This is a genomic window from Pseudonocardia autotrophica, assembly GCF_003945385.1.
Taxonomy (GTDB): domain Bacteria; phylum Actinomycetota; class Actinomycetes; order Mycobacteriales; family Pseudonocardiaceae; genus Pseudonocardia; species Pseudonocardia autotrophica.
The window spans coordinates 5,627,891-5,653,731 of record NZ_AP018920.1; the positions used below are offsets into that span (position 1 = coordinate 5,627,891).

Here is a 25,841-nt window from a genome sequence, read left to right on the forward strand (position 1 = left end):
CCGGGAATTCACCGACACCGGTGGTGTCTCCCTTGGCCGACCCGAGCGGCGTACGAAACAATCGCCGGGTGAGTGACGACGCGGCAGCACCGAACGGGCGGAACGGCTCGTCCCAGCACGGCGGCCCCGCCCACTCCGGGGCCCGGCCGGGTGCCCGGCGGGCCCCGCGTCCCGCGTCCCGCCGGGTGCACACCGCGAACCGCGCCGTCGCCGACCAGGTGAGCCCGGAGCAGCCGGTAGCGGCCGAGATCCCGGCCCAGCAGACCCCCGCACCGCCGGCGGCGCCGACCCCGCAGCCCGGTGCCGCCCCGATCGCGCCGCCCGCCGGGGCGACCACGCCGGCGTCGTCGGTGCCGGACGTGCTGCCCGAGGACCGCTACCTCAATCGCGAGCTGTCCTGGCTCGACTTCAACGCCCGGGTGCTGGCACTCGCCGAGGACTCCAGCCAGCCGCTGCTCGAACGCGCCAAGTTCCTGGCCATCTTCGCCTCCAACCTGGACGAGTTCTACATGGTCCGGGTGGCCGGCCTGAAGCGCCGCGACGAGACCGGCCTGAGCGTGCGCAGCGCCGACGGTCTCACCCCGCGCCAGCAGCTGGCCCGGATCACCGAGCGGTCCCGGGCACTGTCCCGGGCACACGCCGAGGTGTTCATGGAGGAGCTGCGGCCCGAGCTGGCATCGGCGGGCGTGCACATCAGGGCCTGGGACGATCTGACCGACGCCGAGCGGCTGCGGCTGAGTGACTACTTCTCCGAGTCGGTCTTCCCGGTGCTGACACCGCTCGCCGTGGACCCGGCGCACCCGTTCCCCTACATCTCCGGGCTGTCGCTGAACCTGGCGGTCACCGTCCGCGACCCGGAGGGCCGGACCGAGCGCTTCGCCCGGGTGAAGGTCCCGAACAACGTGCCACGCCTGGTGACCGTCGACCCGCCGAACACCGACACCCGCGCCGGCAACCGCACCGTCACGTTCCTGCCGATCGAGGACCTCATCGCGGCGCACCTCGGTGACCTGTTCACCGGCATGGACGTCGCCGAGGTCCATCCGTTCCGGGTCACCCGCAACGCCGACCTGGAGGTCGAGGAGGACCGCGACGAGGACCTGCTGCAGGCCCTCGAACGCGAGCTGGCCCGTCGCCGGTTCGGGCCGCCGGTCCGGCTCGAGGTGCTCGACACGATGTCCGAGCACGTCCTGGAGCTGCTGCTGCGCGAGCTCGACGTGGACCCGAACGACGTCGTCACGGTGCCCGGGCTGCTCGACCTGACCGGACTCTGGCAGGTGCACGGGGTCAATCGGCCGGATCTGAAGGACGAGCCGTTCCGTCCGGCCACGCACCCGGCGTTCGCCGAGCGGGAGACGCCGCGCAGCGTGTTCGCGACGCTGCGCGAGGGCGACGTGCTGGTGCACCACCCCTACGACTCGTTCTCGACGTCGGTGCAGCGGTTCATAGAGCAGGCAGCCGCCGACCCGGGCGTGCTGGCGATCAAGCAGACGCTGTACCGGACCTCCGGCGACTCGCCGATCGTGAACGCACTGATCGACGCCGCCGAGGCCGGCAAGCAGGTCGTCGCGCTGGTCGAGATCAAGGCCCGGTTCGACGAGCAGGCCAACATCCGCTGGGCCCGCCAGCTGGAGAAGGCCGGCGTGCACGTCGTCTACGGGCTGGTCGGGCTCAAGACGCACTGCAAGACGGCGCTGGTCGTCCGGCAGGAGGGCTCGGAGATCCGCCGCTACTGCCACATCGGCACCGGCAACTACAACCCGAAGACGGCGCGGCTCTACGAGGACATCGGCGTGCTCACCGCCGATCCGACGATCGGCGCCGACCTCACCGACCTGTTCAACTCGCTGACCGGCTACTCCCGGCAGACCTCGTACCGCAGCCTGCTCGTCGCGCCCTACGGCGTGCGCCGCGGCATCGTGCGCCGGATCGACGACGAGATCGAGGCGCACCACTCCGGCGAGCCCGGCGCACGCGTCCGGATCAAGGTGAACTCGCTGGTCGACGAGGCCGTGATCGATGCCTGCTACCGGGCGTCGCAGGCCGGGGTGCCGGTCGACATCGTGGTCCGCGGCATCTGCGCGATGATCCCGGGGCGGCCGGGGCTGTCGGAGAACGTGACGATCCGCTCGCTGCTCGGGCCGTTCCTGGAACACTCCCGGGTGCTGCACTTCGGTGCCGCCGACGAGTACTGGATCGGCTCGGCGGACATGATGCACCGCAACCTCGATCGTCGCGTCGAGGTGATGCTGCGGGTGACCGATCCGAAGCTGGCCGGCCAGCTCGGGGGCATGTTCGACTCCTGCCTCGATCCGGCCACCCGATGCTGGACGCTCGGGCCGGACGGGGTCTGGTCGCCGTCACCGGCGCCCGGGTCGTCCAACATCCGGGTCCGCGACCACCAGGTCGAGATGATGAACTCGCGCCGCGGCTCGGCCGAGGACTGACCGGCCGATGACGTTCCTCAGCCGGCTGCGCACCGACGGCGCCGAGGTCGACCCGGCGGGCCTCGCCGACGTCGTCGCCGCCGGGACGGTCCCCTACCGGCGGCTGCCCGGCGGCGAACTGCAGATCGCCCTGGTGCACCGGCCGCGCTACGACGACTGGACGCTGCCCAAAGGGCATCAGGATCCGGGCGAGTCGCTGACGGCGACCGCGCTCCGCGAGACCACCGAGGAGGCCCGGCTGGACTGCCGGCTCGGTGCGCGGCTCGGACACACCACCTATCAGGTGCCCGGCCGTGGCCGGAAGGTCGTGCACTACTGGGCGGCCGAGGCGGTCGGCGACCACGGCTTCACCGCCAACGACGAGACCGACGCGCTGCGGTGGGTCTCCCCCGCCGAGGCGACGGCGCAGCTCACCCACGGGCACGACAAGAGGCTGGTGACCCGGCTCGCCGCCGCCGGGGTGCCGTCGTCGACGGTGGTGCTGGTGCGGCATGCGAAGGCCGGCAGCCGCACCGCCTGGGAGGGCGACGACGACCTGCGCCCGCTGTCCGGGACCGGGCACACCCAGGCCGGCAAGCTCGCCGGGTTCCTGCCCCGGTTCGGCCCGGACCGGCTGTTCACGGCGCCGCCGTTGCGCTGCGGGCAGACCGTCGCACCGTTCGCCGGGAAGAGCGGACTGGGCTCCGGCCGGGCCGACGACCTCCCGGTCGAGCCGCTGGTCGGCGAGAACGGCTACTGGGACGATCCCGACGCCGGGCGTGCCCGGTTCCGCGCGCTGGCCGCGCAGCCCGGGGTGACGCTGATCAGCAGCCAGGGCGGGGTGATCCCGGACGTCGTGGCGGAGCTCCTCGCCGGGGCCGGCGTCGGTGGCAGCGGCGTCGGTGGCAGCGGCGGTAGCGGCGCCGGCGGCCCTGGCAGCAGCAGTGGCAGCAGCGGCGGCGTCGAGGTCCCCTCGCACAAGGCGAGCACCTGGCTGCTGGGCTTCGACACCGAGATGAACCTGCTGTTCGCCGACTACTACCGCCGCCCCTCCCCCTGATCTTCCGAGCGGCACACCAGAGCTGTCCAGGCGGCCCGCCGCAGCTCTGCTGTACCTCTCACCGCCGATCGGTGTGCAGGTGCGAAGGGTGTGGCGGATCGGGGCGTGCGGGCGGGTGCGGGGCGCGAGGCTGCCCGGATGGAACCGTTCCGCGGGAGCGTGGCCGTCGCCCGCGGCAGGCTGACGAAGGGGATGTTGCGCGGTCCGGGTTTCCGGCGGCTCTTCCCGGACGTCTACGTGCACGCGTCCGTGCAGGTCACGTCGCTCGTGCTGGCCAGGGCGGCGGCGTTGGTCGCCGACCGGGCCGGCGGCGTCGCGGCCGGGTTCTCCGCCGCCGAACTGCTGGGAGCCTCCTGCGGGCCGCTGCAGGCGCCGGCCGAGGTCCTCGCGCCCGGGCGGATCCGGTCGCGCAACGATCTCGTCGCCCGCCGGGGTGAGGTCACCGGTTCCGGGCTCGCCGACGGCGCGAGAGTCACCTCACCGCTGCGCACCGCCTGGGACCTGGTGCGACGGCTCGGGCAGGTCGACGCCGTCGTCGCGCTCGACGCACTCGCGGCCCGCCGGGACCGACCCACCTTCGTCCCGCACCCACCGGGGGTGCCGCCACATCCCGACCTGATCGCGCTGTCCCGGCTGCGGTCCCGCAGCCTCGGGTTCGCCCCGGACGACCTGCTGCGGTGGCGGGACACCCATCCGGGCGCGCGGGGCTGCGCCGGGCTCGACCGGATCGTCGCACTGGCGGATCCACGCGCGGAGTCACCGCCGGAGACCAGGCTGCGGCTGCTCCTCGTCCTGGCGGGGATGCCCGCACCGCAGGTGCAGTACCGGCTCGCCGTCGAGGGCCGGACGGTCCGCTTCGACCTCGCCTACCCGGAGGCGCTGCTGGCGATCGAGTACGACGGCAGCGACCACGACGACCCTCTGGACCGCGCCCGGGACGTCCGCACCTCGGCGCTGGGCTGGCACACCCTGCGGATCACCGCCGCCGACCTCACCCGCACCCCCGACCGGACCCTCACCGTGATCCGCACCCTCCACCAGCGCCGCAGCCAAATGCTGCGCGCCGAGAGGCACACCAGCGCCCCCCGACCATGATCACACCGCTCTCACGTACCCCTCGGCAACCGTGCCCGAGGGGTGAGTTGGTGAGGGGTTACTGCGCGGGGGGCTTCTTGGCGGCAGGCTTCTTCGCCGTGGGCTTCGCTGCGGCAGACGTCGCAGCGCGGGACGTTGCAGCGCGGGACGTTGCGGCTGTGGGCTTCGCGGCACCGGACTTCGTGGCCGCGGGCTTCGCGCCGGACGTCGCAGTGCCCGACTGTGCAGCGGCGGGCTTCGCAGCGCCGGACTTCGCGGCCGCGGGCTTCGCAGCGCCGGACTTCGCGGCCGCGGGCTTCGCAGCGCCGGACTTCGCGGCACCCGACTTTGCAGCGCCGGGCTTCGCGCCACCGGACTTCGCAGCGGCAGTTCTCGCAGCGGCAGGCTTCGTGGCGGCGGGCTTCGCCGGGGCCGCGACCCCGGCGGAGGCCGCGCGCTCGCGCGGGGCGCGCCGGGGGGCGCTCGTCGCGCCCGCGGCGGCGGCCTCGCTCGCGGCCACCCGGTCCTTGAAGGCGGCACCCGGCCGGAACGCCGGGACGATCGTCTCCCCCACCGGGACGGTCTCCCCGGTCCGCGGGTTGCGTGCGGTCCGGGGCGCGCGCCGGCGTGGCTCGAACACGCCGAACCCGGTCAGCGTGACCGAGCCGCCCGAACCGACGGTGTCCACGATGACGTCGACCATCGCATCCACCGCGGCGGAGGCGGCCCGACGGTCACCGAGCCGGGCGGTCAGCGCATCGACGAGCTGAGCCTTGTTCATGGTCACGAACGGTAGGGCTACGGCCCTGCCCTGCACCAGATCTGAGAGCGAGTCGAGGTCGCATACCCGCCGATCGGACAGGTCCGAACGGGTGATCGAAAACCGTCCGGCGAACGGCTGCGACCACCCGCAGCGACCTCACACGGTGGTGCGGGGCATCCGATCGGGCCGGGTTCCCTCGAACGCAGTGATCGCGTCCTCGTGACGCAGGGTCAGCCCGATGTCGTCGAGCCCCTCGAGCAGCCGCCACCGGGCGTAGTCGTCGATCGTGAAGGCGACGGTCAGGTCGCCCGCCTGCACCGAACGCTCCCGGAGGTCGACGGCCACCTGGGTGCCCGGCTCGTTCTCCAGCTTCTTCCAGATCAGCTCGACGTCCGGCTGTTCCACCTGGGCCGCAACGAGACCGGCCTTGGCCGAGTTGCCGCGGAAGATGTCGGCGAAGCGGGACGAGATCACGACCCGGAAGCCGTAGTCCATCAGCGCCCAGACGGCGTGCTCCCGGGACGACCCGGTGCCGAAGTCCGGCCCCGCGACGAGCACCGAGCCACGGTCGAACGGCTCGTTGTTCAGCACGAACGACGGGTCCTGTCGCCAGGCGGAGAACAGGCCGTCGTCGAAACCGGTGCGGGTGACCCGCTTCAGGTAGACGGCCGGGATGATCTGGTCGGTGTCCACGTTGGACCAGCGCAGCGGTACGCCGATCCCGGTGTGGGAGTCGAACTTCTCCATCAGTCCAGGTCCTCCGGGCTCGACAGGGTGCCGCGGATCGCGGTCGCGGCCGCGACCAGCGGCGAGACGAGGTGGGTGCGGCCGCCCTTGCCCTGCCGCCCCTCGAAGTTGCGGTTCGACGTCGACGCGCAGCGCTCACCCGGAGCGAGCTGGTCCGGGTTCATGCCCAGGCACATCGAGCAGCCCGCGGAGCGCCACTCGGCGCCGGCGCTGGTGAAGATCTCGTGCAGGCCCTCCTCCTCGGCCTGCTTGCGCACCCGCATCGAGCCGGGCACGACGAGCATCCGCATGCCGTCGGCGACCTTGCGTCCGTCCAGCACCTCGGCGACCGACCGCAGGTCCTCGATCCGGCCGTTGGTGCAGGAGCCGACGAACACCGCGTCCACCCCGACCTCGCGCAGCGGGGTCCCGCCGGTCAGTCCCATGTAGGACAACGCCTTCTCGACGGCGGCCCGCTCGACCTCGTCGGTGATCCGCTCCGGGTCCGGGACGGAGTCGGCCAGCGGCAGACCCTGCCCCGGGTTGGTGCCCCAGGTGACGAACGGGGTGAGGGCGTCGGCGTCGATGTCGACGACCGCGTCGAACTCGGCGCCGTCGTCGGTCCGCAGCGAACGCCAGTCGGCGACCGCCGCGTCCCAGTCCGCGCCGGACGGCGCGTGGTCGCGGCCCTCCAGGTAGGCGAAGGTCGTCTCGTCCGGCGCGATCATCCCGGCCCGGGCGCCCGCCTCGATCGACATGTTGCAGACCGTCATCCGGGCTTCCATCGAGAGGTTCTCGATCACGTTGCCGCGGAACTCGAGCACGTAGCCCTGCCCGCCACCGGTGCCGATCTTCGCGATCACCGCGAGGATGACGTCCTTGCTGGTGACCCCCGGCCGCAGCGACCCGTCGGACGAGTTCACGTTGATCGCCATCGTGCGGAACCGCTTGAGCGGCAGGGTCTGCGTCGCGAGCACGTGCTCGACCTCGGAGGTCCCGATGCCGAACGCCATCGCCCCGAACGCACCGTGCGTGGAGGTGTGCGAGTCGCCGCAGACCACGGTGGTGCCCGGCTGCGTCAGGCCCAGCTGGGGGCCGACGACGTGCACGATCCCCTGCTCGGCGTGGTTCATCGGGTACAGCCGGACGCCGAACTCCTCGCAGTTGCGGCGCAGCGTCTCGACCTGGGTGCGGGACACCTCGTCGGCGATCGGCGCGAGCACGTCGAGGGTCGGTACGTTGTGGTCCTCGGTCGCGAGTGTCAGGTCGGTGCGCCGCACCGGCCGGCCGGCCAACCGGAGCCCGTCGAAGGCCTGCGGGCTGGTGACCTCGTGCACGAGGTGCAGGTCGATGTAGAGCAGGTCCGGCTCGTCGCCCTCGCCCACCCGGACGAGGTGCCGGTCCCAGACCTTCTCGGCCAGCGTGCGCGGCGTCTCTGCAGGGCTCACGCTCGCCCCCCTCTGTGATCTGATCGCAGGTAGACTTCCCACGATCTGGGACGTTAGTATCGGAACGTGGGACAGTCTAGCGGGATCGGCGTGCTCGACAAGGCGGTGGGGGTTCTCCGCGCGACGGCCGAGGGGCCCTGTGGGCTGGCCGAGCTCTGCGAGCGCACCGGCCTGCCCCGGGCGACCGCACACCGGCTCGCGGTCGGCCTGGAGGCACACGGTCTGCTGCTGCGCACACCGGACGGTCGCTGGCATCCGGGACCGACGCTCGGCCAGCTGGCCGGCGGGCGTCCCGATCCACTGCTCGACGCCGCGGCCGCGGTGCTGCCCCGGCTGCGCGACATCACCGGCGAGAGCGTGCAGCTCTACCGCCGCGACGGCGTGCACCGGATCTGCATCGCGCACGCCGAGCCGCCGTCGGGCCTGCGCGACACCGTGCCGGTCGGTTCGCGGCTGCCGATGACCGCCGGTTCCGGCGCCAAGGTGCTCGCCGCCTGGTCCGACCCGCAGACCCAGCGGCTGGTCCTGGCCGACGCGACCTTCTCCGATCGGGTGCTGGTCGACGTCCGCCGACGCGGCTGGGCACAGAGCGTGGCCGAGCGGGAGGCAGGGGTCGCCTCGGTCTCCGCCCCCGTCCGCGACGGGGCAGGCCAGGTCGTCGCCGCGGTCTCGGTGTCCGGCCCGGTCGACCGGATCGGCAGGCGGCCCGGGGTCCGCTGGGCGGCCGACCTGCTCGCCGCGGCCGACGCACTGCAGCACCGGCTCGCCTGACCCCGGGCCCGGGCCCGTCCCCGGTCCCACTACCGTGTGGGGGTCCGGCACCGGGCCGGTCCCGTGACGACGGTGGAGTGCTTCCGGGGAGACTGTGCTTACCAGCAAATCGGCGGGCTACCTCCTGGGTGTCGACGTGGGCACGACCAGGACGGCGGCCGCGGTCATCCGTTCCGGGAGCTCCGGCCCGGAGATGGTCACGCTCGGCGACCACTCGGTCGACATTCCGTCCGTGGTGCACTGCGCGCCGGACGGCGCACTGCTGTTCGGCGACGCCGCCGAGCGTCGCGCACTGACCGAGCCCGACCGGGTCGCGCGCGAGTTCAAGCGCCGCATCGGCGACCCGACCCCGATCCCACTCGGCGAGCACGCCTTCACCGCCGAGCAGCTGTCCGCGCTGCTGGCCGCGCACATCGTCGACATCGTGTCCCGGATCGAGGGCGGTCCGCCGGACCGGATCGCGGTCGCCCACCCGGCGTCCTGGGGCGGGCACAAGCGGGAGCTGTTCGCCGGGGCGCTCGCCGAGCGCGGTCTGGCCGTCACCTTCCTCAGCGAACCGCAGTCGGCCGCCCTGCACTACGCCGCCAACGAGCGCGTGGAGGGCGGCGCAACCGTCGCCGTCTACGACTTGGGCGGCGGGACGTTCGACGCCGCCGTCGTCCGCAAGGAGACGGCCGGGACCACCGACACCGGCGGCACCGTGATCGGCGGAACGCTGTTCACCCTGCTCGGCCGGCCGGAGGGTGTCGAGCAGCTGGGCGGGGCGGACTTCGACCAGGCCGTCGTCGACCACGTCCGGGAGGCCGTGCCGCAGGCGTTCGAGGCGCTCGACGAGGCCGATCCGGACAGCTGGTCGCAGATGGCCCGGCTGCGGCGCGACTGCCGTGAGGCCAAGGAGGCGCTGTCCGCCGACACCGAGGTCTCGATCCCGGTCTGGCTGGGCGAGGTCCGGACGACCGTGCGGCTGCACCGCAGCGACTTCGAGGAGCGCGTCCGGCCGCGGCTCGCCGAGTCGGTGGAGGCGCTGCAGCGGGCGATCGAGTCCGCCGGGCTCGCCGCATCCGGCCCGTCGGTCGTGCTGCTGGTGGGTGGCTCGTCCCGGGTGCCGCTGGTGGCGCAGCTGGTGTCGTCCGAGCTCGGACGGCCGGTGCAGGTGGATGCCGACCCGAAGAACGCGATCGCGAAGGGCGCCGTGCTGGCGCTCGGTCCGGTCGACCCGGCCACCGCGACCCCGGCGGCCTCCGCCGGAGCGGGGCTCACCGGCAGCGGGTTCGCCACCGCCGGCGGTGCCGCGCTGGCCGACGATCCCGGCCCGCTGCCGTGGGAGGGCGAGGACCCGGCCACCGGCCGGCTCCCGGCCGGTGCACCGCCGACCACCCAGCTGCCTCCCGGCCAGACCGCCTACCTGGACGGAGCGAACGCCGATCCGCCGACCGACCGGATCCCGGTCGTGCCGCCGGCCTACGGCGGGTACCCGGGCGACGAGCCGGCCACCGCGAGCTACGGCTACGACGACGGCACCACCGTCTCCCCGCCGGCCGGTTCGGCGCGGCGCTCGCCCGCGGTGCTCATCGGGGCCGGCGGGGTGGTGGCGGCGCTCGCGGTGCTGAGCGCGGTGTTCTTCTGGCCACAGGACCGTACGATCAGCAACGCGACGCCGGAGCTGCCCGCGTTGCCGACGACCAGTGAGGCACCGCCGCCGCCCAGCGAGGAGCCCCCGCCGCCCCCGCCGCCGCAGCAGAACCCGGAGCCGACCCGGGAGCGGACGACCGTGCGCACGACGTCGGAGGACGCGCCGCCTCCCCCGCCGCCGCCCCCGCCGGTGACGACGCCGGACGATCCGCCGAGCACGGAACCGAGCGAGGACCCACAACCCACCGAGACGGAGACGTCGACGCCTTCGACGACAAGCGACGTGGCCCCGCCGCCCCCGTAGCGGTAACCGGCCGGCACCGCCCGCAACGCCTCCGCCAACGGACGATGGGACCCCGCGGGACGAACCACGACCGCCCGCCCCACGTTGCGGGCCCGACAGGAGTTCGAGCGCTCTCTGTCCCGCGAGAGCTCATCACACCCACGCAGCCACCCCGGCCACGCGACGTCGCCCGCCCACGCCCTGACGCGCGAGCTCCCTCCCCCGGCGCGCGGATCCCGCTGCCCGCGCGGAGGCTCCGTCGTCACACACTCGCCGTACCCGGTCGCAGCACAGCAGAAAGCCCCCGCTCCGGATGGAGCAGGGGCCTTTCGTGCGTAGTCCCGACGGGATTCGAACCCGCGCTACCGCCTTGAGAGGGCGGCGTCCTAGGCCACTAGACGACGGGACCAGGAACATCGATATTCATCTCTGGAACCGGACCACGGACGAACCGTGAACCGGACGCGACAGGCATCTCGCGTGGTAGCCCCGACGGGATTCGAACCCGCGCTACCGCCTTGAGAGGGCGGCGTCCTAGGCCGCTAGACGACGGGGCCGAGACGAGACGATGCCGATGTCAGAAACCTGAGAACCTGGAACTGGATGAACCAGGAGACGATTTCCGCTGGGGTACCAGGACTCGAACCTAGACTAACTGAACCAGAATCAGTCGTGCTGCCAATTACACCATACCCCATCGAAAATCGGGGCCCATTTCGACCGGGCCCCGATCTCCGTGCTGCAAGTACTCTAACCCATGCCCTGAGAGTGCCGGACACCGGCCCCCAGGCGGGCCAGCGACCGCTCACGGCCCAGCAGCTCCATGCTCTCGTAGAGCGGCGGCGACACCGTCCGGCCGCTGATCGCGACCCGCACCGGGGCGAACGCCTTACGGGGCTTGAGCCCCAGCCCGTCCACCAGCGAGCTCTTGAGCGACTCCTCGATGGCTGCCGCGGTCCACTCCGGGAGCGCCGTCAGACCTGCCACGGCGGCGTCGAGCACCGGGACGGCCTCGGCGTTCAGGTTCTTCCCGGCGGCGTCCGCATCCGGGGCGAAGCTCTCCTCGTCGCGGAACAGGAACGCGAGCATCCGGGCCGCGTCGGACAGCACCTGGCTGCGCTCCTGCACCAGCGGCGCGGCCGCGGCCAGCAGGCCCTGCTGGTCCGCGGTGAGCTCGATGCCCTCCGCGGCGAGATAGGGCACCACCCGGGCGGCGAAGTCGTCCGGGGCGAGCAGCCGCAGGTGCGCGGCGTTGATCGCCTCGGCCTTCTTCACGTCGAACCGGGCGGCGTTGCCGGACACCCGGGAGACGTCGAAGGCCTCGACCATCTCCTGCAGGCTGAAGACGTCCCGGTCGTCGGCGATCGACCAGCCGAGCAGGGCCAGGTAGTTGAGCAGCCCCTCCGGCACGAAACCGCGGTCCCGGTGGTGGAACAGGTTGGACTCGGGATCGCGCTTCGAGAGCTTGCGGTTGCCCTCGCCGGTCACCAGCGGCAGGTGCGCGTAGACGAACGGGCCGCTGCCGATCCCGACCCGCTGCAGCGCCTGCAGCAGCGCGATCTGGCGCGGCGTCGAGGCGAGCAGGTCCTCGCCGCGCAGCACGTGGGTGATCTCCATCAGCGCGTCGTCGACCGGGTTGGTCAACGGGTACAGCGGGGTGCCGTCGCCGCGGGCGAGCACGAAGTCGGGCACCTGGCCGGCCCGGAAGGTGATCTCGCCGCGGACGAGATCGGTGAAGGTGATGTCCGAGTCGGGCATCCGGAGCCGGTAGACCGGGGAACGGCCGTCGGCGCGGAAGGCGGCCTTCTGCTCGTCGGTGAGGTCCCGGTCGGCGTTGTCGTAGCCCAGCTTCGGGTCGCGTCCCGCGGCCCGGTGCCGTGCCTCGATCTCCTCCCCCGAGGAGAACGACTCGTAGACCTCGCCGCCCTCGATCAGCCTGCGCAGCGCGTCGGCGTAGATCTCGGCGCGCTCGCTCTGCCGGTACGGCCCGTGCGGGCCGCCCTTCTCGACTCCTTCGTCCCAGTCGAGACCGAGCCAGTTCAGCGCGTCGAGGAGTGCCTCGTAGGACTCGGCGGAGTCCCGGCTGGCATCGGTGTCCTCGATCCGGAAGACCAGGGTGCCGCCGTGATGGCGGGCGTGCGCCCAGTTGAACAGGGCGGTTCGGATGAGTCCGACGTGCGGGATACCGGTCGGGGACGGCGAGAACCGCACCCGGACCTGGGCTGGAGTACTCATGGTGGGCTCAGGGTAGTCCCGCCGTCCGCGGCGACTCCGGCCCCCGTCGCAGCTCACGGTGCCCGGTGCGACGCACGCCCGGATCCCGGCAACCGGCGACCTGCCGAACCGGTGGTGGTGCGAGGGCCGCCGATGGAGCAGGGTCGACGGTGGCGCGCGCAGCGAGGCGCCGCCGCACCGCAAGCGAAGGGACCGACCCGTGTTCCAGTTGACCGCCCTCTACAACCACCCCGAGGACCCGGCCGCGTTCGACCGGCACTACGACGGGGTGCACGCACCGCTGGCGAAGAAGCTCCCGGGCCTGCAGCGCTTCGTGGTCTCCCGCCCGGCACCCGGGCCGGACGGCGCGCAGCCGGCCTACCACCTGGTCGCCATCCTCGAGTTCGCCGACGCCGCGGCGTTCCAGGCCGGGATGGGCAGCGAGGAGGGCCAGGCCGCCGTCGCCGACCTGGAGAACTTCGCCGGCGCCGGGGTGACCCTGCTGACCGGTCCGTCCGACCAGGTGTGATCCGCGGGCGGCCGCCGGGGGTTCCCGGCGGCCGGCCCCGCGATCAGTTCGCCGTGACCTCGCGGCTGGACACCAGCGCGGCGAGCCGGTCCCCGATCGACGACGTGTTGCCGGTCGCCGAGTGATCCCGGGTGGCCAGGTCGAACGCGACCGCGGCCTCGATCCGGCGCGCCGAGTCACCGTGGCCGAGGTGGTCGAGCAGCAGCGCCACCGACAGCACCGCGGCTGTCGGGTCGGCGATACCCTGCCCGGCGATGTCCGGCGCCGAGCCGTGCACCGGCTCGAACATCGACGGGTTGGTGCGGCTGGCGTCGAGGTTGCCGCTGGCGGCCAGCCCGATGCCACCGGTCACGGCGGCCGCGAGGTCGGTGAGGATGTCGCCGAACAGGTTGTCGGTGACGATCACGTCGTAGCGGCCGGGATCGGTGACCATGTGGATCGTGGTCGAGTCGATGTGCTGGTAGGCGACCGAGACCTCCGGGTACTCCAGCGACACCTCCTCCACGATCCGCGACCAGAGCGCACCCGCGTAGGTGAGCACGTTGGTCTTGTGCACCAGCGTCAGGTGCTTGCGCGGGCGGCGCTGGGCGCGCGCGAACGCGTCCCGCACGACCCGCTCGATGCCGAACGCGGTGTTCTGGCTGACCTCGGTCGCGATCTCGTGCGGGGTGTCCTTGCGGAGCAGCCCACCGGTGCCCACGTACGGGCCCTCGGTCCCCTCCCGGACGACCACCATGTCGATCTCGGCGTTGCCCGACAGCGGTCCGCGCACGCCCGGGTAGAGCCGGGCCGGGCGGAGGTTCACGTGATGGTCCAGCTCGAAGCGCAGCCGCAGCAACAGGCCGCGTTCCAGGATCCCGCTCGGCACCGACGGATCACCGACCGCACCCAGCAGGATCGCGTCGTGCTGTTTGATCTCGGTCAGCACGGTCTCCGGGAGCAGCTCGCCGGTGGAGTGCCAGCGCGCCGCGCCGAGGTCGTACTCCACCGTCTCCACATCGCGGGCGACCTCGCCGAGGACCTTGAGTGCCTCGTTGATCACTTCCGGGCCGATGCCGTCACCGGGGATGACCGCAAGGCGCATGACCTCGTCCTCTCGTAGTACTGCTGGCCGCACGCTACCGCCTGCCGACGCAGGGTCATCGCCTGGCCACCCGGTGGAGGGTGCCCCGGAGAGTGAACCGTGCGCCGTTCGCGTTCGGCGGAAACCCACACGGGGTGGCGCACGGCCGTTCCGGTGGTCCGCGCACCCCATCACAGGACCTCCGCGGGCCGGGCCGGGGCCGCCCCGGTCCGCCCGTTCGGGTGACTCGCGACCGGCGTCCCCGGCCGGCCCGCACAGCGGTCATCCGCGCGAGGTCCACCGCCAGCGTGCGGCGGCGCCGAGCACCGCGACCACGATCCACCCCAGCAGCAGCACCGGGCCGAGGACGGTCGAGGAGATGCCACCGACGGCCGCGCCGGGCACCCCGGTCCAGGCGGTCACGAGCAGATCGGCGACCGGGGTGCCGGGGACCAGCAGCAGGGCCCCGCGCAGCGGCCCGTCGACCCCGGTGGCCAGCAGGTTCGCCGCGACCGATGTGCTGATCACCAGCGGTAGCACCGTGAACTGGACGCTCTCGGCACCGGAGCTGAACGTGCTGGTCAGCGCCCCGACCACCACGCAGAACGCGCCACCGAGCACCAGCGGGGCCACCAGCAGCAGCGGTTGCGCCGGCGGCGGGGCTCCGAGTGCGATGAACACCCCGAGCACCAGCAGCGTCTGCAGCGCACCCACCACGAACAGCGGTGTTCCGGTCGCCGCGACGATCCCCGGCCCGGTCAGCTCGGTGGTCCGCAGCCGGGACAGCGCACCCGACTCGCGGCGCATCGTGAACACCGTCGCTGCGGTCGTGTAGACCGAGAGCAGCATCCCGACCAGCCCGGCGATGCCGGCGAGCATCCCCCAGCCCTCCGGTCCCTCGGGCGCCACCACGACCGCGAAGAACACCATCATCAGCGGCCCCGCGAGCAGGCTCAGCAGCACGGTGCGGCGGCGCAACAGCATCCGCGCCTCCACCGCGGCCAGCCGCCACCACCGGCCGCCGCGCTGCCGCGTCGGCGCGCTCATCGGGCCGCCCCCATCGGGTCGGCCACGTCGATCCCGCCGCTGACGGCGCGGAACACCTCGTCCAATCCGGCCTCGGTGGCGCGCAGCCGGTGCAGCCGGACTCCGGCCTCCAGCGCCCAGCCGGTCAGCGTGTACGTCGCGCGGGTCAGGTCCTCGGCCTCCAGCCGCAGCGTGGTGCGGCCCTGCCCGGCCGGCGCGGTGCTCAGGCCCGGCATCCGCGGCGGCGGCACCCCCGGGTCCAGCTCGGCGGTGACGGCGGCGGGCCGGCTGGCCAGCACCGCCTCCAGCGTCCCGGCGACGGCGACCCGGCCGGCGTGCATGATCGCCAGCCGGTCGGCGAGCGCCTCCACCTCCTCCAGGTAGTGCGTGGTCAGGACGACCGCGGCGCCGCCGGCACGCATCCGCCGGACCATCGACCACAGCACCCGGCGCGACTCCGGGTCCAGACCGGTGGTGGGCTCGTCCATGATCACCAGTTCGGGTCCGCCCCAGGTGGCGGTGGCGATGTCGAGCCGGCGCCGCTCACCACCGGAGAGTTTCCCGACGGCCACGTCCCGCCGGTGGGCGAGATCGACCCGGGAGATGCAGTCGTCGACGTCGTCGGTGCGGCTGGAGAGCGCGGCCGTCATCCGGACGGTCTCGGCGACGGTCAGCTCGGCCAGGAACCCGGCCTGCTGCAGGACGGCGCCGGTCCGGCGGCGGACGGCACGCCCCGCCGTGACCGGGTCGAGCCCGAACAGCCGGACCGTGCCGGTGCCGGGCCTGCGGAACCCCTGGACCAGCTCCAGCGTCGTCGTCTTGCCCGCGCCGTTGGTCCCCAGCAGCCCGAAGACCTCTCCGGCGTGCACGACCAGGTCGACGCCGTCGACCGCGACGGTCCCGCCGTAGCGGAAACCGAGGTCGTGCACCTCGATCACCGGCTCGCCGGGGGTGCCCCGACCCCTCACCGGGGCACCTCCACGTCGCCTGCGGCCGGCCCGAGCCGGTGCGTGTCGATCGGTGTCTGCATCGTGGTCCTCCCCCGGTCCTGTGCTGCCCGTCGAGGATCTCCGCCCCGGGGAGGGGGTCAGTAGGGTCGGAACCGCACGGGCGGGCATGGGTTCGGCGGGGGCGTGGGATGACATCTGTCAGACGAGCTGTGGGCGGGAGCGGCACCGGGTCGGTGGGTGGGCTCCGGGCCGCGCGCGCCTATCTGCACTCCGGCCTCATCGGGACGGCGGTGCTGTTCACCGGCATGCCTGCGCTGATCCTTCTCGACGCCACCTGGCCACATCCCGTCGCGAGCCTGCCGTCGCTGGTGCTGCTGCTCGTGATCATCGCGGTGACGGGCTCGCATCTGGCACTCGTCCGGGCCGAGGGCCCACCGCCCACGCCGGCACGTCAGGCGATCGCCGCCGCCGCGCTGCTCGCCGGTCTCGGCGGCCTGCTGCTGGTGGCGCGCGAGGCGCCGCAGGCCGTCGGGCTGTGGTTCCTGGTGCCCGGGGTCGCGCTGTCGGTGCTGCTGGTGGTCCGCGGCTGGCGGCGCGCCGATCTGGTCGTCGCCGGGGTGCTGGTCGTCGCGGTGGTGGTGGCGACGGTGATCGGTCTCCCGCAGTTCGCGTCGTCCTGGCTGCGCCCGGTGCTCGCCGCGCTGTTCCTCGCCTTCCCGGCTGCGGCCGACCTGGGCCAGGTCTGGCTGATGCGGGTGCTGGACCGGCTGGAGGAGGCCCGGCGGGTGGCCGACGAGCTGGCGACCACCCGGGAACGGGTCCGGATCGCGGCCGAGCTGCACGACGTGCAGGGGCACTCGCTGCACGCGATCGCCATGCACGCCGAGCTCACCGAGCGGCTCGTCGGCACCGATCCGGAGGCGGCCGCGCGACACGCCCGCACCGTCCGCACCCTGGCCGCCGACGCGCTCGCCGAGACCCGTGCGCTGGTCCGCGGCTACCGCGACGCCGACCTGCCGGGTGAGCTGCGCAACGCGGCGGGCCTGCTGCGCGCCGCCGGTGCCGACGCCGAGGTGGTCGGGGACGCGTCCACGGTCCCCGCGGTGCACGCCGTCCTGCTCGGGCCGGTGGTCCGGGAGGCCGCGACCAATGTGCTCCGGCACAGCGACCCGTCCCGGGTGAGCTTCACCGTCCGGCGGGCCGGCGACCGCACCGAGCTGGACGTGCGCAACGACGGCGTCCCGGACGGGCCGGGGATCACCGACCCGCACGGCGGCACCGGCCTGGCCGGGGTCCGCGACCGGATCCGCAAGCGGGGTGGCAACGTCGAGGCCGGGCCGGACGGCGACGGCGGGTTCCGGCTGCGGGTGGTGCTGCTCAGCGGCTCGGAGGACCTCCCCGACGACCGGGCCGGCAAGCAGGCCGGCGAGCGGACCGACGACACAGCAGGGGTGGACGCGTGAGCACTGCGGACCGGATGCCGATCCGGCTGCTCGTGGCCGACGACGAGGAGATGACCCGCACCGCGCTGGTCGCCCTGCTCGACCTGGAGGACGACATCCGGGTGGTCGCCGAGTGCGCCGACGGCGGCACCGCGGTGGACGCCGCGACCCGGGAACGACCGGACGTCGCGCTGCTCGACCTGGAGATGCCGGTGCTCGACGGGGTGGGTGTGTGCGAGAAGCTCACCGGCTCACCCACCAGGACGATCGTGGTCACCCGGCACGCCAGGCCGGGTGTGCTGCGCCGGGCGCTGGCCGCCGGCGCGTCCGGGTTCCTGCCCAAGTCGACGCCCGTCCAGCAGGTCGCCGACGTCGTCCGCCGGGTGCACGCCGGGCGGCGCTTCGTGGACCCGGACATCGCGGCGATGGCGCTGACCGAGGCCGACTGCCCGCTGACCGCCCGCGAGCTGGACGTGCTGCGCGCCGCCCGGTCCGGCGGCACGGTCGCCGACATCGCCGGTGAACTGCATCTGGCGCAGGGCACCGTCCGCAACTACCTGTCCGCGGCGATGACCACACTCGACGCGCGGACCCGGCACGAAGCCGCCCGGCGAGCCTGGGAAGAGGGCTGGATCTGACCGCGTTGGCACCGATGTGCCCACCTCCGCGGAGCCGTTGCGCCGGCTCGGTTTCCTCACGATCGGTTCCTTCGACGCCGACGACCCGGGTCCCGGCCACGAGGCCACGCTCGAAGTGATCGCGCTGGGCGAGCAGCTGGGGTTCGACAGCGCGTTCGTCCGGCACCGGCACCTGCAGCACGGGATCTCCTCGCCGGTCGCGGTGCTCGCCGCGGCGACCCAGCGGACGTCGCGGATCGAGCTCGGCACCGCGGTCATCCCGCTGGGCTGGGAGAACCCGCTACGGCTCGCCGAGGACCTGGCGACCGTGGACGTACTCTCCGGCGGCCGGCTCCAGCCCGGCATCAGCGTCGGCCCGCCGATGCAGTGGGAGCACGTGCGGGACGCGCTGTACCCGGACACCGCGGACCGGGAGGACTTCGGACGCGATCGGGTCTCACGGCTGCTGCGGTTCGTCCGCGGCGAGCAGGCGAGCTCGTTCTCCGGGACGGTCGGGATCGAGACGTTCTCCGAGCGGGTGCAGCCGCACTCCCCAGGCCTGATCGACCGGATGTGGTACGGCGCGGCGAGCGACAGCTCCGCGACCTGGGCCGGTGAGCAGGGTCTGAACCTGCTGACCAGCAGCGTCGTCCGCGCCCCCGAGTCCGGCGAGACCGACTTCGCGACGATCCAGCGGCAGCAGATCCTCGCCTACCGCGCCGCGCACCCGGCGGGCCGCGTCTCGCAGGGCCTCGTGGTGGTGCCGACCGACTCCGCGACGGCCGAGCAGCGCGCCCGCTACACCGAGTACGCCGGGGCCCGCGATGTGCGGGTCGGGATCCCGCAGGGCCCGGCGGGCCTGCTGTTCGCCAAGGACCTGATCGGGACCTCGGACGAGATCGCCACGGCGCTGTACGCGCACGCCGCGTTCCGGGAGGTGGACGAGGTCGTCTTCGCGCTGCCGTTCGGCTTCCCGCCGGAGGACTACCTGCAGATCCTCACCGACATGGCGACGAAGCTGGGCCCGGCACTGGGCTGGACAGCGGGGACCTGAGCGGGCGGGCGGGTGCTACCGCCCCGCCCCGCACGGTTCCGGGGCGCTCCGCTGCGCCACCAGCGCCCGGCGCGCGCGCAGCCGCCCCGGGACCTCGATCAGCACGGCCAGCCCGGCGACGACCGGGACGAGCCCCGGCCCGAGCGTCATGCTGGCCGACGGCGGCCCGGTGACCACCGACTCGACGGCGACCACGCCCGGCACCGCCATCGAGATCCCGGTCACGAACGCGATCACGAACATCAACATCAACGCCACCACGACCCCCGTCGCGGACAGCAGCAACGTCCTCAGCAGCCACATCGCGCATCCCCCCATCCCCGTGCGCGGGCGAACACGATCCCACACCGCGGCGCGGACCGCACCGCCGTTCGGCGGCGCGGTCGACGGAGATCAGCCGTCGAAGGAGATCAGCCGGATCGTGCGGGCCCCGACGGAGGCACCGATCGGCTCCAGCACCGCCGGGTCGATGTGCCGGTCGACCCGCAGCAGCATGACCGCGTCGGTGCCCTCGGTGGTCTGCGAGATCTGGGCGGCCTCGATGTTCACCGCGGCCTCCCCGAGCAGCGAGCCGACCCGGCCCATCACCCCGGGCCGGTCGGCGTACTCCAGCAGCACGACCTCGCCCTCGGCGCGCAGGTCGAAGTGCCGCCCGTTGATCTCGACCAGCTTCTGCACCTCGGCCCGCCCGGTCAGCGTGCCGGAGACGGTGATCGACTCACCGTCGGGCATGGCGCCGCGCAGCTGCACCACCGAGCGGTGGTTCGCGCTCTCCGGGGTGGTGGTCACCTCGACCGAGACACCGCGGTCCTCGGCCAGCTGCGGCACGTTGACGAACGTGACCTGGTCCTCCACGACGTGTGTGAACACCCCGCGCAGCGCGGCCAGCGCCAGCACCGAGACCTCGTCACCGGCCAACTCGCCCGCGACGTCGACGGTGACCGAGGTCGGGGTCCGCCCGGCGACGGCGTGCAGCGTGGTGCCCAGCTTCTGCACCAGCGGCAGCCACGGCCGGACCTCCTCGCCGACGGTGCCGTGGACCTGCACGTTCACCGCGTCCGGCACGAACTCGCCGGCCAGCGCGAGCTGCACCGAGCGTGCGACGTCGGTGCCGGCGCGGTCCTGTGCCTCGGCGGTGGAGGCACCCAGGTGCGGGGTGGCGACGACGTTCTCCAGCTCGAACAGCGGGCTGGAGGTGGTCGGCTCGCTGATGTAGACGTCGACCCCGGCCCCCCCGACGTGACCGGACCGGACCGCCTCGGCGAGCGCGTCCTCGTCGACCAGGCCGCCGCGGGCGGCGTTCACCACGATCACCCCGGGCTTGGTGATCGCGAGCTGGTCCTTGCCGATCAGGCCCTGGGTCTCCGGGGTCTTCGGCAGGTGGATCGAGATCATGTCCGCGGTGCGGAGCAGCTCGTCGAGCTCCAGCAGCTCGATGCCGAGCTGGGCGGCCCGCGACGGTGCGATGTAGGGGTCGTAGGCGACCAGCCGGGTGCCGAACGCGGCCAGCCGCTGCGCGACCAGCTGGCCGATCTTGCCGAGCCCGACGATGCCGGCGACCTTGCCGTTCAGCTCGACGCCGCCGTAGGCGGACCGCTTCCACTGCCCCTTGCGCAGCGCGGCGTCGGCAGCCGGGATGTGCCGGGCCGTGGCCAGCAGCAGCGCCACCGCGTGCTCGGCGGCCGAGACGATGTTCGAGGTCGGCGCGTTCACGACGAGGACGCCGCGCGCCGTCGCCGCCGGGACGTCGACGTTGTCCAGGCCGACCCCGGCCCGGGCGACGACCTTCAACCGCGTCGAGGCGGCGAGCACCTCGGCATCCACCTGGGTCGCGGAGCGGACCAGCAGCGCGTCGGCGTCGGCGATCTCCTTCAGCAACGCCGGGCGGTCGGTGCCGTCGACGTGGCGGATCTCGACGTCGGTTCCCAGCAGCTCGACCGCGGACGGCGCGAGCTTCTCGGCGAGCAGGACGACGGGACGGTTCTGGGTGGCGACGGTGCTCACGGTGTGAAGGTGCTCCCCCGGGTCGGGTCGTACGGTGCCTGGCCGCGACCCATCCTAGGGGCGGGTGGGCCCGCCCGGCGGAACTACGTGAGCGGGGTCGTACCGGTGATCCACTCCGGGCCGCGGCCGAAATGGACGGAACCCCCGCCCGATGGTGACGGGCGGGGGTTCCGCATGCCTGATCCCGAGTGGGTGCGCCCGGGCCCCAGGCGGGCGCGGACCGTACGGTCCGCGGGCTCTCATCCTGCCGGAGCGCTCCAGCGGTGGATCACGCGGAGGTTCGTTCGGCAGGCTTCGCTCACTTGGCCTTCTCGCCGACCCAGCTCATCAGGCCGCGCAGCTTCTCGCCGACCTGCTCGATCGGGTGCTCGGTGCCCTGCTGCTGCAGCTTGGTGAAGTTCGGACGGCCGTTCTCGTCCTCGGCCACCCACTCCCGCGCGAAGGTCCCGTCCTGGACCTCCTTGAGGATCGCCTCCATGTTCTTCTTCACCTCGGGCGTGATCACCCGCGGGCCGCGGGTGAGGTCGCCGTACTCGGCGGTGTCGGAGATGGAGAAGCGCTCGTTGGCGATGCCGCCCTCGTACATGAGGTCGACGATCAGCTTGAGCTCGTGCAGGCACTCGAAGTAGGCGATCTCCGGGGCGTAGCCCGCCTCGGTCAGCACCTCGAAGCCGGTCTGGACCAGCGCGGCGGCACCGCCGCAGAGGACGGCCTGCTCACCGAACAGGTCGGTCTCGGTCTCCTCCTTGAAGGTGGTCTCGATGACGCCCGCGCGGGCGCCGCCGATCCCGGCCGCGTAGGAGAGCGCGAGCGCCTTGGCGTTGCCCGTCGGGTCCTGCTCGACGGCGATCAGGGCGGGAACGCCCTTGCCGTCGACGAACTGGCGGCGGACGAGGTGGCCGGGGCCCTTCGGGGCGACCATCGCGACGTCGACGCCCGCCGGGGGCTTGATCAGCTCGTAGCGGATGTTGAAGCCGTGCCCGAAGAACAGCGCGTCGCCGTCGTTCAGGTTCGGCTCGATGTCCTGGGTGTAGATGGAGCGCTGCTTGGTGTCCGGCGCCAGAACCATGATCAGGTCGGCCCAGGCGGACACCTCGGCGGGGGTGCCGACCTCGAGGCCCTCGTCGGCGGCCTTCTGCCGGGACTTCGAGCCCTCCGGCAGACCGATCTTCACCTCGACCCCGGAGTCACGCAGGGACAGCGAGTGGGCGTGTCCCTGGGAGCCGTAGCCGATCACGGCGACCTTCCGGCCCTGAATGATCGACAGGTCGGCGTCTGCGTCGTAGTAGATGTTGACACTCATGACTCTGGGACGGTTCCTCTCGGGGGTGTGTGTGGCGAGGTCTGTCTAGCGGACGGGGGCCGCGGTGATGGAGCGGGGGCCGCGGCCCACCGCGACCATCCCGGACTTGACCATCTCGCGGATTCCGTAGGGCTCCAGCATCCGGAGCAGCGCGCCGAGCTTGTCGGCGGTGCCGGTGGCCTCGACCGTGACGGCCTCCGGGGACACGTCGACGACCTTGGCCCGGAACAGCTGCACGGTCTCCAGCACCTGGCTGCGCACGGTGGCGTCGGCCCGGACCTTGACCAGCAGCAGCTCGCGCTGGACCGAGGCGTCCGGCTCCAGCTCGACGATCTTGATCACGTGCACGAGCTTGTTCAGCTGCTTGGTGACCTGCTCCATCGGGAGCTCGTCGACCTCGACCACGATCGTCATCCGGGAGATGTCCGGGTGCTCGGTCGGGCCGACGGCGAGGGAGTTGATGTTGAAGCCGCGGCGGGAGAAGAGACCGGAGACCCTGGCCAGGACACCGGGCTTGTCCTCGACGAGGACGGAGAGGGTGTGCAGCTCGCTCACTGGTCGTTCCCCGCTTCGGACAGCGCCTTCTCGGTGTCGATGCTCGCTCCGCCTGCGCTGCGCGAGGTCACGTCGGCGACCTCGTCGACCGACGCCGCGAGTTCGTCGTGCTCGAACTCGGGCCGGATGTCGCGGGCGACCTTGATCTCGTCGTTGCTGGTGCCCGCGGCGACCATCGGCCAGACCTGGGCGTCGGCACCGACCACGAACTCGACCACGACCGGCCGGTCGTTGATCTCCATGGCCTGGTGGATGACCCGGTCGACGTCTTCCTTCGACTCGACCCGCAGCCCCTCGCAGCCCATCGCCTGCGCGAGCATCGGGAAGTCCGGGATGCGCAGCTTGTGGGTGTTGAGGTCGGTGTTCGAGTAACGCTCGCCGTAGAACAGGTTCTGCCACTGGCGGACCATGCCCAGGTTGCCGTTGTTGATCACGGCGACCTTGATCGGGATGCCCTCGATGGCGCAGGTGGCGAGCTCCTGGTTGGTCATCTGGAAGCAGCCGTCGCCGTCGATGCACCACACGACGGTGTCCGGCTCGCCGACCTTGGCGCCCATCGCGGCCGGGACCGCGTAGCCCATGGTCCCGAGCCCACCGGAGTTCAGCCAGGTCCGCGGCTTCTCGTAGCGGACGAACTGGGCGGCCCACATCTGGTGCTGGCCGACGCCTGCGGTGTAGATCGCGTCCGGTCCGGCGATGGCGCCGATCCGCTCGATCACGTACTCCGGCGACAGCGCACCGTCGGCCGGCTCGGTCCAGCCGAGCGGGTACCGGTCGCGCAGCCCGCCCACCTGCTTCCACCAGGCACTCAGGTCTGGCTCGCCGTGCTGGGCGCGATCAGCCCGCACCGCCTCGATCAGCTCGGTCAGGACCTCCTTGCAGTCCCCGACGATGGGCACGTCGGCCCGTCGGTTCTTGGAGATCTCGGCCGGGTCGATGTCGGCGTGCACGATCTTCGCATCCGGCGCGAAGCTCTCCAGCTTGCCGGTGACCCGGTCGTCGAACCGGGCCCCGAGTGCGACCAGCAGGTCCGAGCGCTGCATCGACGCGACCGCGGCAACGGTCCCGTGCATGCCCGGCATGCCCAGGTGCTGCGGGTGGCTGTCCGGGAAGACGCCGCGGGCCATCAGGGTGGTGACGACCGGTGCGCCGGTCAGCTCCGCCAGCTCCTTCAGCTCCGCCGACGCCTCCGCCTTGAGCACGCCGCCGCCGACATAGAGCACCGGCTTACGGGACTCACGGATGAGCCGGGCGGCCTCGCGGATCTGTTTGCCGTGCGGCCGGGTCGTCGGCCGGTAGCCGGGCAGTGCCAGCTCCGGGGGCCAGGAGAACGTGGTCTGCTCCTGCAGCACGTCCTTCGGGATGTCCACCAGGACCGGACCGGGCCGGCCGGTGGACGCCAGGTGGAAGGCCTCGGCGATCGCGCGCGGGATCTCCGTCGCGTCGGTCACCAGCATGTTGTGCTTGGTCACCGGCAGGGTGATGCCGGTGATGTCGGCCTCCTGGAAGGCGTCGGTGCCGATCAGCGGCCGGGTCTGCTGACCCGTGATCGCCACCAGCGGCACCGAGTCCATGTGGGCGTCCGCGATCGGGGTGACCAGGTTCGTGGCCCCCGGACCGGACGTCGCCATGCAGACCCCGACCTTGCCGGTGGCCTGCGCGTAGCCGGTCGCGGCGTGCCCGGCACCCTGCTCGTGCCGGACCAGGATGTGGCGCACCCGCGTCGAGTCGAGCAACGGATCGTAGGCCGGGAGGATCGTCCCGCCCGGAAGACCGAAGACCACCTCGCAGCCGATCTCCTCGAGCGACCGCACCAGGGACTTGGCGCCGGTCATGGGCTCGTCGACGATCCGCGGGCCGGGCACCGTGGTGTCCGGGGTCCCCGAGCCGTAGCTGCGGGATGTCGGCTCGGTGCGCGGCACGGTGGACCGGCCCGGCGGCGGGCCCGGCTTCGGGCCGGACGCGCCGGACTTGGAGTGGGCGGTGGTCATCTGGGTCTGCCTCGCTGGAGATCGTTGTCGATCAGATGCCGGACATGAAAAAACCCCCGCAGCCCGGAGGTCCGGGCTCCTGCGAGGGTGAGCGCGTCGTCGTGCCGTTCGAAGGAGTCGAACTCAGGCGGCGACGCGCCCGGGAAGTACGAGAATTCGAACGGCGAACATGACTCGACGCTAGCACGTGTCCCACGAGCGGCGTCAAACGGCCCCGTCCGAGCGGGGCCCCGGGCCGTCCGTCCAGCGGTGTCACACTGGGGCCGTGAGCAGCACCGACGACCGCGAGGCCGCCGAGACCACCTCGGCGCAGGAGCCGACCCGCGCGGCGGAGCCCGTCCAGCAGGTGGACGTCGGCGTCGCCTACACCCCCCGGGTCCGCGACGAGGGCCGCCAGGTCCGGGAGGGAACGCGCACGCTGGTGTTCAAGCCGTCCCGGCTGACCATCGTGGTGGCGCTGTTCGCCACGGTCGGCGGGCTGCCGCTGTTCTTCAGCGTGCCGTACTTCTGGCTGTTCCTGCTGGTCCCGATCGCGGTCACGGCGTGGGTGCTGCGGGTCCGCACGACGGTGGACCCGTCGACGGTGGCCGTGCGGACCGTCACCGGCTCGCGGACGGTCGCCTGGGACGACGTGCGCGGGCTGCGCCTGGGCAAGCGGTCGTCGGTCAGCGCGGTGCTGTCCGACGACGACGAGCTGGCCCTGCCCGCGGTGCACGTGCGCGACCTGCCCGCGTTGTCGACGGCCTCGGGCGGGCGGTTCGCCGACCCGGTCGGCGAGAGCTGAGGGCGGTTCCGGCAGCTCGGGGCGCTCCGCACGCGATCGCCCGGGCGGCGGAGGCTCTCCCCGGCCCGCCCGCGCGCCCGCCCCTGCGCGTACCGTTGGGGTGAACGGCACGTACGGACCCTCGGG

22 protein-coding genes and 3 tRNA genes are annotated in these 25,841 nt (G+C 72.9%); 10 read left to right on the forward strand and 15 right to left on the reverse strand.

Annotated elements, in window-relative coordinates:
- The first annotated feature begins 68 nt into the window (after positions 1 to 68).
- The 3 genes from Pdca_RS26315 (at position 69) to Pdca_RS26325 (ending at position 4,581) form a co-directional block, all read left to right on the forward strand.
- Complete coding sequence (locus Pdca_RS26315; RefSeq protein ID WP_373865503.1) at positions 69 to 2,447, forward strand: RNA degradosome polyphosphate kinase; 2,379 nt, start codon at positions 69 to 71, stop codon at positions 2,445 to 2,447.
- A 7-nt stretch (positions 2,448 to 2,454) separates the two neighbouring features.
- Positions 2,455 to 3,486 (forward strand): NUDIX hydrolase, encoded by a 1,032-nt coding sequence (locus Pdca_RS26320; protein WP_085910893.1) that lies wholly within the window; start codon positions 2,455 to 2,457, stop codon positions 3,484 to 3,486.
- A gap of 138 nt (positions 3,487 to 3,624) precedes the next feature.
- On the forward strand, positions 3,625 to 4,581 hold the full coding sequence (locus Pdca_RS26325) for an endonuclease domain-containing protein (protein ID WP_125911575.1): 957 nt from the start codon (positions 3,625 to 3,627) through the stop codon (positions 4,579 to 4,581).
- Positions 4,582 to 4,639: 58 nt separating this feature from the next.
- Here the strand turns inward: Pdca_RS26325 and Pdca_RS26330 are convergent, their stop codons facing one another.
- The 3 genes from Pdca_RS26330 to leuC form a co-directional block, all read right to left on the reverse strand.
- Positions 4,640 to 5,341 (reverse strand): HU family DNA-binding protein, encoded by a 702-nt coding sequence (locus Pdca_RS26330; protein WP_085910891.1) that lies wholly within the window; start codon positions 5,339 to 5,341, stop codon positions 4,640 to 4,642.
- A gap of 138 nt (positions 5,342 to 5,479) precedes the next feature.
- Entirely contained in the window at positions 5,480 to 6,070 is a 591-nt protein-coding gene (gene leuD, locus Pdca_RS26335; protein ID WP_085910890.1) for a 3-isopropylmalate dehydratase small subunit, read from the reverse strand.
- Positions 6,070 to 7,497, reverse strand: a complete 1,428-nt coding sequence (gene leuC / locus Pdca_RS26340; RefSeq protein ID WP_085910889.1) for a 3-isopropylmalate dehydratase large subunit — start codon at positions 7,495 to 7,497, stop codon at positions 6,070 to 6,072. Before leuC ends, leuD begins: the two co-directional genes overlap by 1 nt.
- Positions 7,498 to 7,563: 66 nt before the next feature.
- Between leuC and Pdca_RS26345 the strand changes: the two genes are divergently transcribed.
- Both Pdca_RS26345 and Pdca_RS37640 read left to right on the forward strand, forming a co-directional pair.
- Entirely contained in the window at positions 7,564 to 8,268 is a 705-nt protein-coding gene (locus Pdca_RS26345; protein WP_085910888.1) for an IclR family transcriptional regulator, read from the forward strand.
- Between the two features lie 136 nt (positions 8,269 to 8,404).
- Positions 8,405 to 10,204: an Hsp70 family protein gene (locus Pdca_RS37640; RefSeq protein ID WP_085910887.1), complete on the forward strand. Its 1,800-nt coding sequence runs from the start codon at positions 8,405 to 8,407 to the stop codon at positions 10,202 to 10,204.
- 315 nt (positions 10,205 to 10,519) lie between these two features.
- Here the strand turns inward: Pdca_RS37640 and Pdca_RS26355 are convergent.
- The 4 genes from Pdca_RS26355 to gltX form a co-directional block, all read right to left on the reverse strand.
- Positions 10,520 to 10,592: transfer RNA gene (locus Pdca_RS26355), tRNA-Glu, on the reverse strand.
- Between the two features lie 72 nt (positions 10,593 to 10,664).
- Positions 10,665 to 10,740 (reverse strand) — tRNA-Glu (locus Pdca_RS26360).
- 68 nt (positions 10,741 to 10,808) lie between these two features.
- Positions 10,809 to 10,880, reverse strand: a tRNA-Gln gene (locus Pdca_RS26365).
- A 53-nt stretch (positions 10,881 to 10,933) separates the two neighbouring features.
- On the reverse strand, positions 10,934 to 12,418 hold the full coding sequence (gltX, locus tag Pdca_RS26370; RefSeq protein ID WP_085910886.1) for a glutamate--tRNA ligase: 1,485 nt from the start codon (positions 12,416 to 12,418) through the stop codon (positions 10,934 to 10,936).
- Positions 12,419 to 12,617: 199 nt separating this feature from the next.
- On the opposite strand from gltX, the gene Pdca_RS26375 reads away from it, so the two are divergent.
- A complete protein-coding gene (locus Pdca_RS26375; RefSeq protein ID WP_085910885.1) occupies positions 12,618 to 12,926 on the forward strand; it encodes an EthD family reductase in 309 nt (102 codons plus the stop codon).
- Between the two features lie 43 nt (positions 12,927 to 12,969).
- On the opposite strand, the gene Pdca_RS26380 is transcribed toward Pdca_RS26375, so the two are convergent.
- The 3 genes from Pdca_RS26380 to Pdca_RS26390 all read right to left on the reverse strand — a co-directional run bounded on the left by Pdca_RS26380 (position 12,970) and on the right by Pdca_RS26390 (position 15,983).
- A complete protein-coding gene (locus Pdca_RS26380; protein WP_085910884.1) occupies positions 12,970 to 14,010 on the reverse strand; it encodes a 3-isopropylmalate dehydrogenase in 1,041 nt (346 codons plus the stop codon).
- Positions 14,011 to 14,271: 261 nt separating this feature from the next.
- Entirely contained in the window at positions 14,272 to 15,036 is a 765-nt protein-coding gene (locus Pdca_RS26385) for an ABC transporter permease (protein WP_085910883.1), read from the reverse strand.
- Positions 15,033 to 15,983 carry an ABC transporter ATP-binding protein gene (locus Pdca_RS26390; protein ID WP_232021209.1) on the reverse strand — a complete coding sequence of 317 codons (951 nt, stop codon included), beginning with the start codon at positions 15,981 to 15,983 and terminating at the stop codon, positions 15,033 to 15,035. The genes Pdca_RS26385 and Pdca_RS26390 overlap by 4 nt, the downstream gene beginning before the upstream one ends.
- Positions 15,984 to 16,198: 215 nt before the next feature.
- Here Pdca_RS26390 and Pdca_RS26395 point away from each other — a divergent pair, with 215 nt between their 5' ends.
- Genes Pdca_RS26395 through Pdca_RS26405 form a run of 3 tightly spaced genes read left to right on the forward strand, consistent with a single transcriptional unit; the run spans position 16,199 to position 19,078 of the window.
- Positions 16,199 to 17,428 (forward strand): sensor histidine kinase, encoded by a 1,230-nt coding sequence (locus Pdca_RS26395; protein WP_125911577.1) that lies wholly within the window; start codon positions 16,199 to 16,201, stop codon positions 17,426 to 17,428.
- A 14-nt stretch (positions 17,429 to 17,442) separates the two neighbouring features.
- The gene (locus Pdca_RS26400; protein ID WP_085910996.1) at positions 17,443 to 18,045 is read left to right on the forward strand and encodes a response regulator transcription factor; all 603 of its coding nucleotides are present in this window, start codon (positions 17,443 to 17,445) and stop codon (positions 18,043 to 18,045) included.
- Between the two features lie 16 nt (positions 18,046 to 18,061).
- Positions 18,062 to 19,078 carry an LLM class flavin-dependent oxidoreductase gene (locus Pdca_RS26405; RefSeq protein ID WP_085910880.1) on the forward strand — a complete coding sequence of 339 codons (1,017 nt, stop codon included), beginning with the start codon at positions 18,062 to 18,064 and terminating at the stop codon, positions 19,076 to 19,078.
- A gap of 15 nt (positions 19,079 to 19,093) precedes the next feature.
- Here the strand turns inward: Pdca_RS26405 and Pdca_RS26410 are convergent, their stop codons facing one another.
- The 5 genes from Pdca_RS26410 to Pdca_RS26430 form a co-directional block, all read right to left on the reverse strand.
- The gene (locus Pdca_RS26410) at positions 19,094 to 19,381 is read right to left on the reverse strand and encodes a hypothetical protein (RefSeq protein WP_085910879.1); all 288 of its coding nucleotides are present in this window, start codon (positions 19,379 to 19,381) and stop codon (positions 19,094 to 19,096) included.
- Positions 19,382 to 19,471: 90 nt separating this feature from the next.
- Positions 19,472 to 21,082 (reverse strand): phosphoglycerate dehydrogenase, encoded by a 1,611-nt coding sequence (gene serA, locus Pdca_RS26415; RefSeq protein ID WP_085910878.1) that lies wholly within the window; start codon positions 21,080 to 21,082, stop codon positions 19,472 to 19,474.
- A gap of 298 nt (positions 21,083 to 21,380) precedes the next feature.
- On the reverse strand, positions 21,381 to 22,385 hold the full coding sequence (ilvC, locus tag Pdca_RS26420; RefSeq protein ID WP_085910877.1) for a ketol-acid reductoisomerase: 1,005 nt from the start codon (positions 22,383 to 22,385) through the stop codon (positions 21,381 to 21,383).
- Positions 22,386 to 22,430: 45 nt separating this feature from the next.
- Entirely contained in the window at positions 22,431 to 22,940 is a 510-nt protein-coding gene (gene ilvN / locus Pdca_RS26425) for an acetolactate synthase small subunit (protein WP_085910876.1), read from the reverse strand.
- Complete coding sequence (locus Pdca_RS26430) at positions 22,937 to 24,775, reverse strand: acetolactate synthase large subunit (RefSeq protein ID WP_232021730.1); 1,839 nt, start codon at positions 24,773 to 24,775, stop codon at positions 22,937 to 22,939. Before Pdca_RS26430 ends, ilvN begins: the two co-directional genes overlap by 4 nt.
- Positions 24,776 to 25,196: 421 nt before the next feature.
- Here Pdca_RS26430 and Pdca_RS26435 point away from each other — a divergent pair, with 421 nt between their 5' ends.
- Positions 25,197 to 25,715 carry a PH domain-containing protein gene (locus Pdca_RS26435; RefSeq protein WP_158092040.1) on the forward strand — a complete coding sequence of 173 codons (519 nt, stop codon included), beginning with the start codon at positions 25,197 to 25,199 and terminating at the stop codon, positions 25,713 to 25,715.
- Positions 25,716 to 25,841: the final 126 nt, after the last annotated feature.

Bases quoted from the DNA above. Each gene is read 5' to 3' on its own strand.
- Pdca_RS26320 (WP_085910893.1), top strand. From the start codon at position 2,455: ATGACGTTCCTCAGCCGGCTGCGCACCGACGGCGCCGAGGTCGACCCG.
- Pdca_RS26325 (WP_125911575.1), top strand. From the start codon at position 3,625: ATGGAACCGTTCCGCGGGAGCGTGGCCGTCGCCCGCGGCAGGCTGACG.
- Pdca_RS26330 (WP_085910891.1), bottom strand. From the start codon at position 5,341: ATGAACAAGGCTCAGCTCGTCGATGCGCTGACCGCCCGGCTCGGTGAC.
- leuD (WP_085910890.1), bottom strand. From the start codon at position 6,070: ATGGAGAAGTTCGACTCCCACACCGGGATCGGCGTACCGCTGCGCTGG.
- gltX (WP_085910886.1), bottom strand. From the start codon at position 12,418: ATGAGTACTCCAGCCCAGGTCCGGGTGCGGTTCTCGCCGTCCCCGACC.
- Pdca_RS26380 (WP_085910884.1), bottom strand. From the start codon at position 14,010: ATGCGCCTTGCGGTCATCCCCGGTGACGGCATCGGCCCGGAAGTGATC.
- Pdca_RS26385 (WP_085910883.1), bottom strand. From the start codon at position 15,036: ATGAGCGCGCCGACGCGGCAGCGCGGCGGCCGGTGGTGGCGGCTGGCC.
- Pdca_RS26400 (WP_085910996.1), top strand. From the start codon at position 17,443: ATGCCGATCCGGCTGCTCGTGGCCGACGACGAGGAGATGACCCGCACC.
- Pdca_RS26410 (WP_085910879.1), bottom strand. From the start codon at position 19,381: ATGTGGCTGCTGAGGACGTTGCTGCTGTCCGCGACGGGGGTCGTGGTG.
- ilvC (WP_085910877.1), bottom strand. From the start codon at position 22,385: ATGAGTGTCAACATCTACTACGACGCAGACGCCGACCTGTCGATCATT.
- Pdca_RS26430 (WP_232021730.1), bottom strand. From the start codon at position 24,775: ATGACCGGCGCCAAGTCCCTGGTGCGGTCGCTCGAGGAGATCGGCTGC.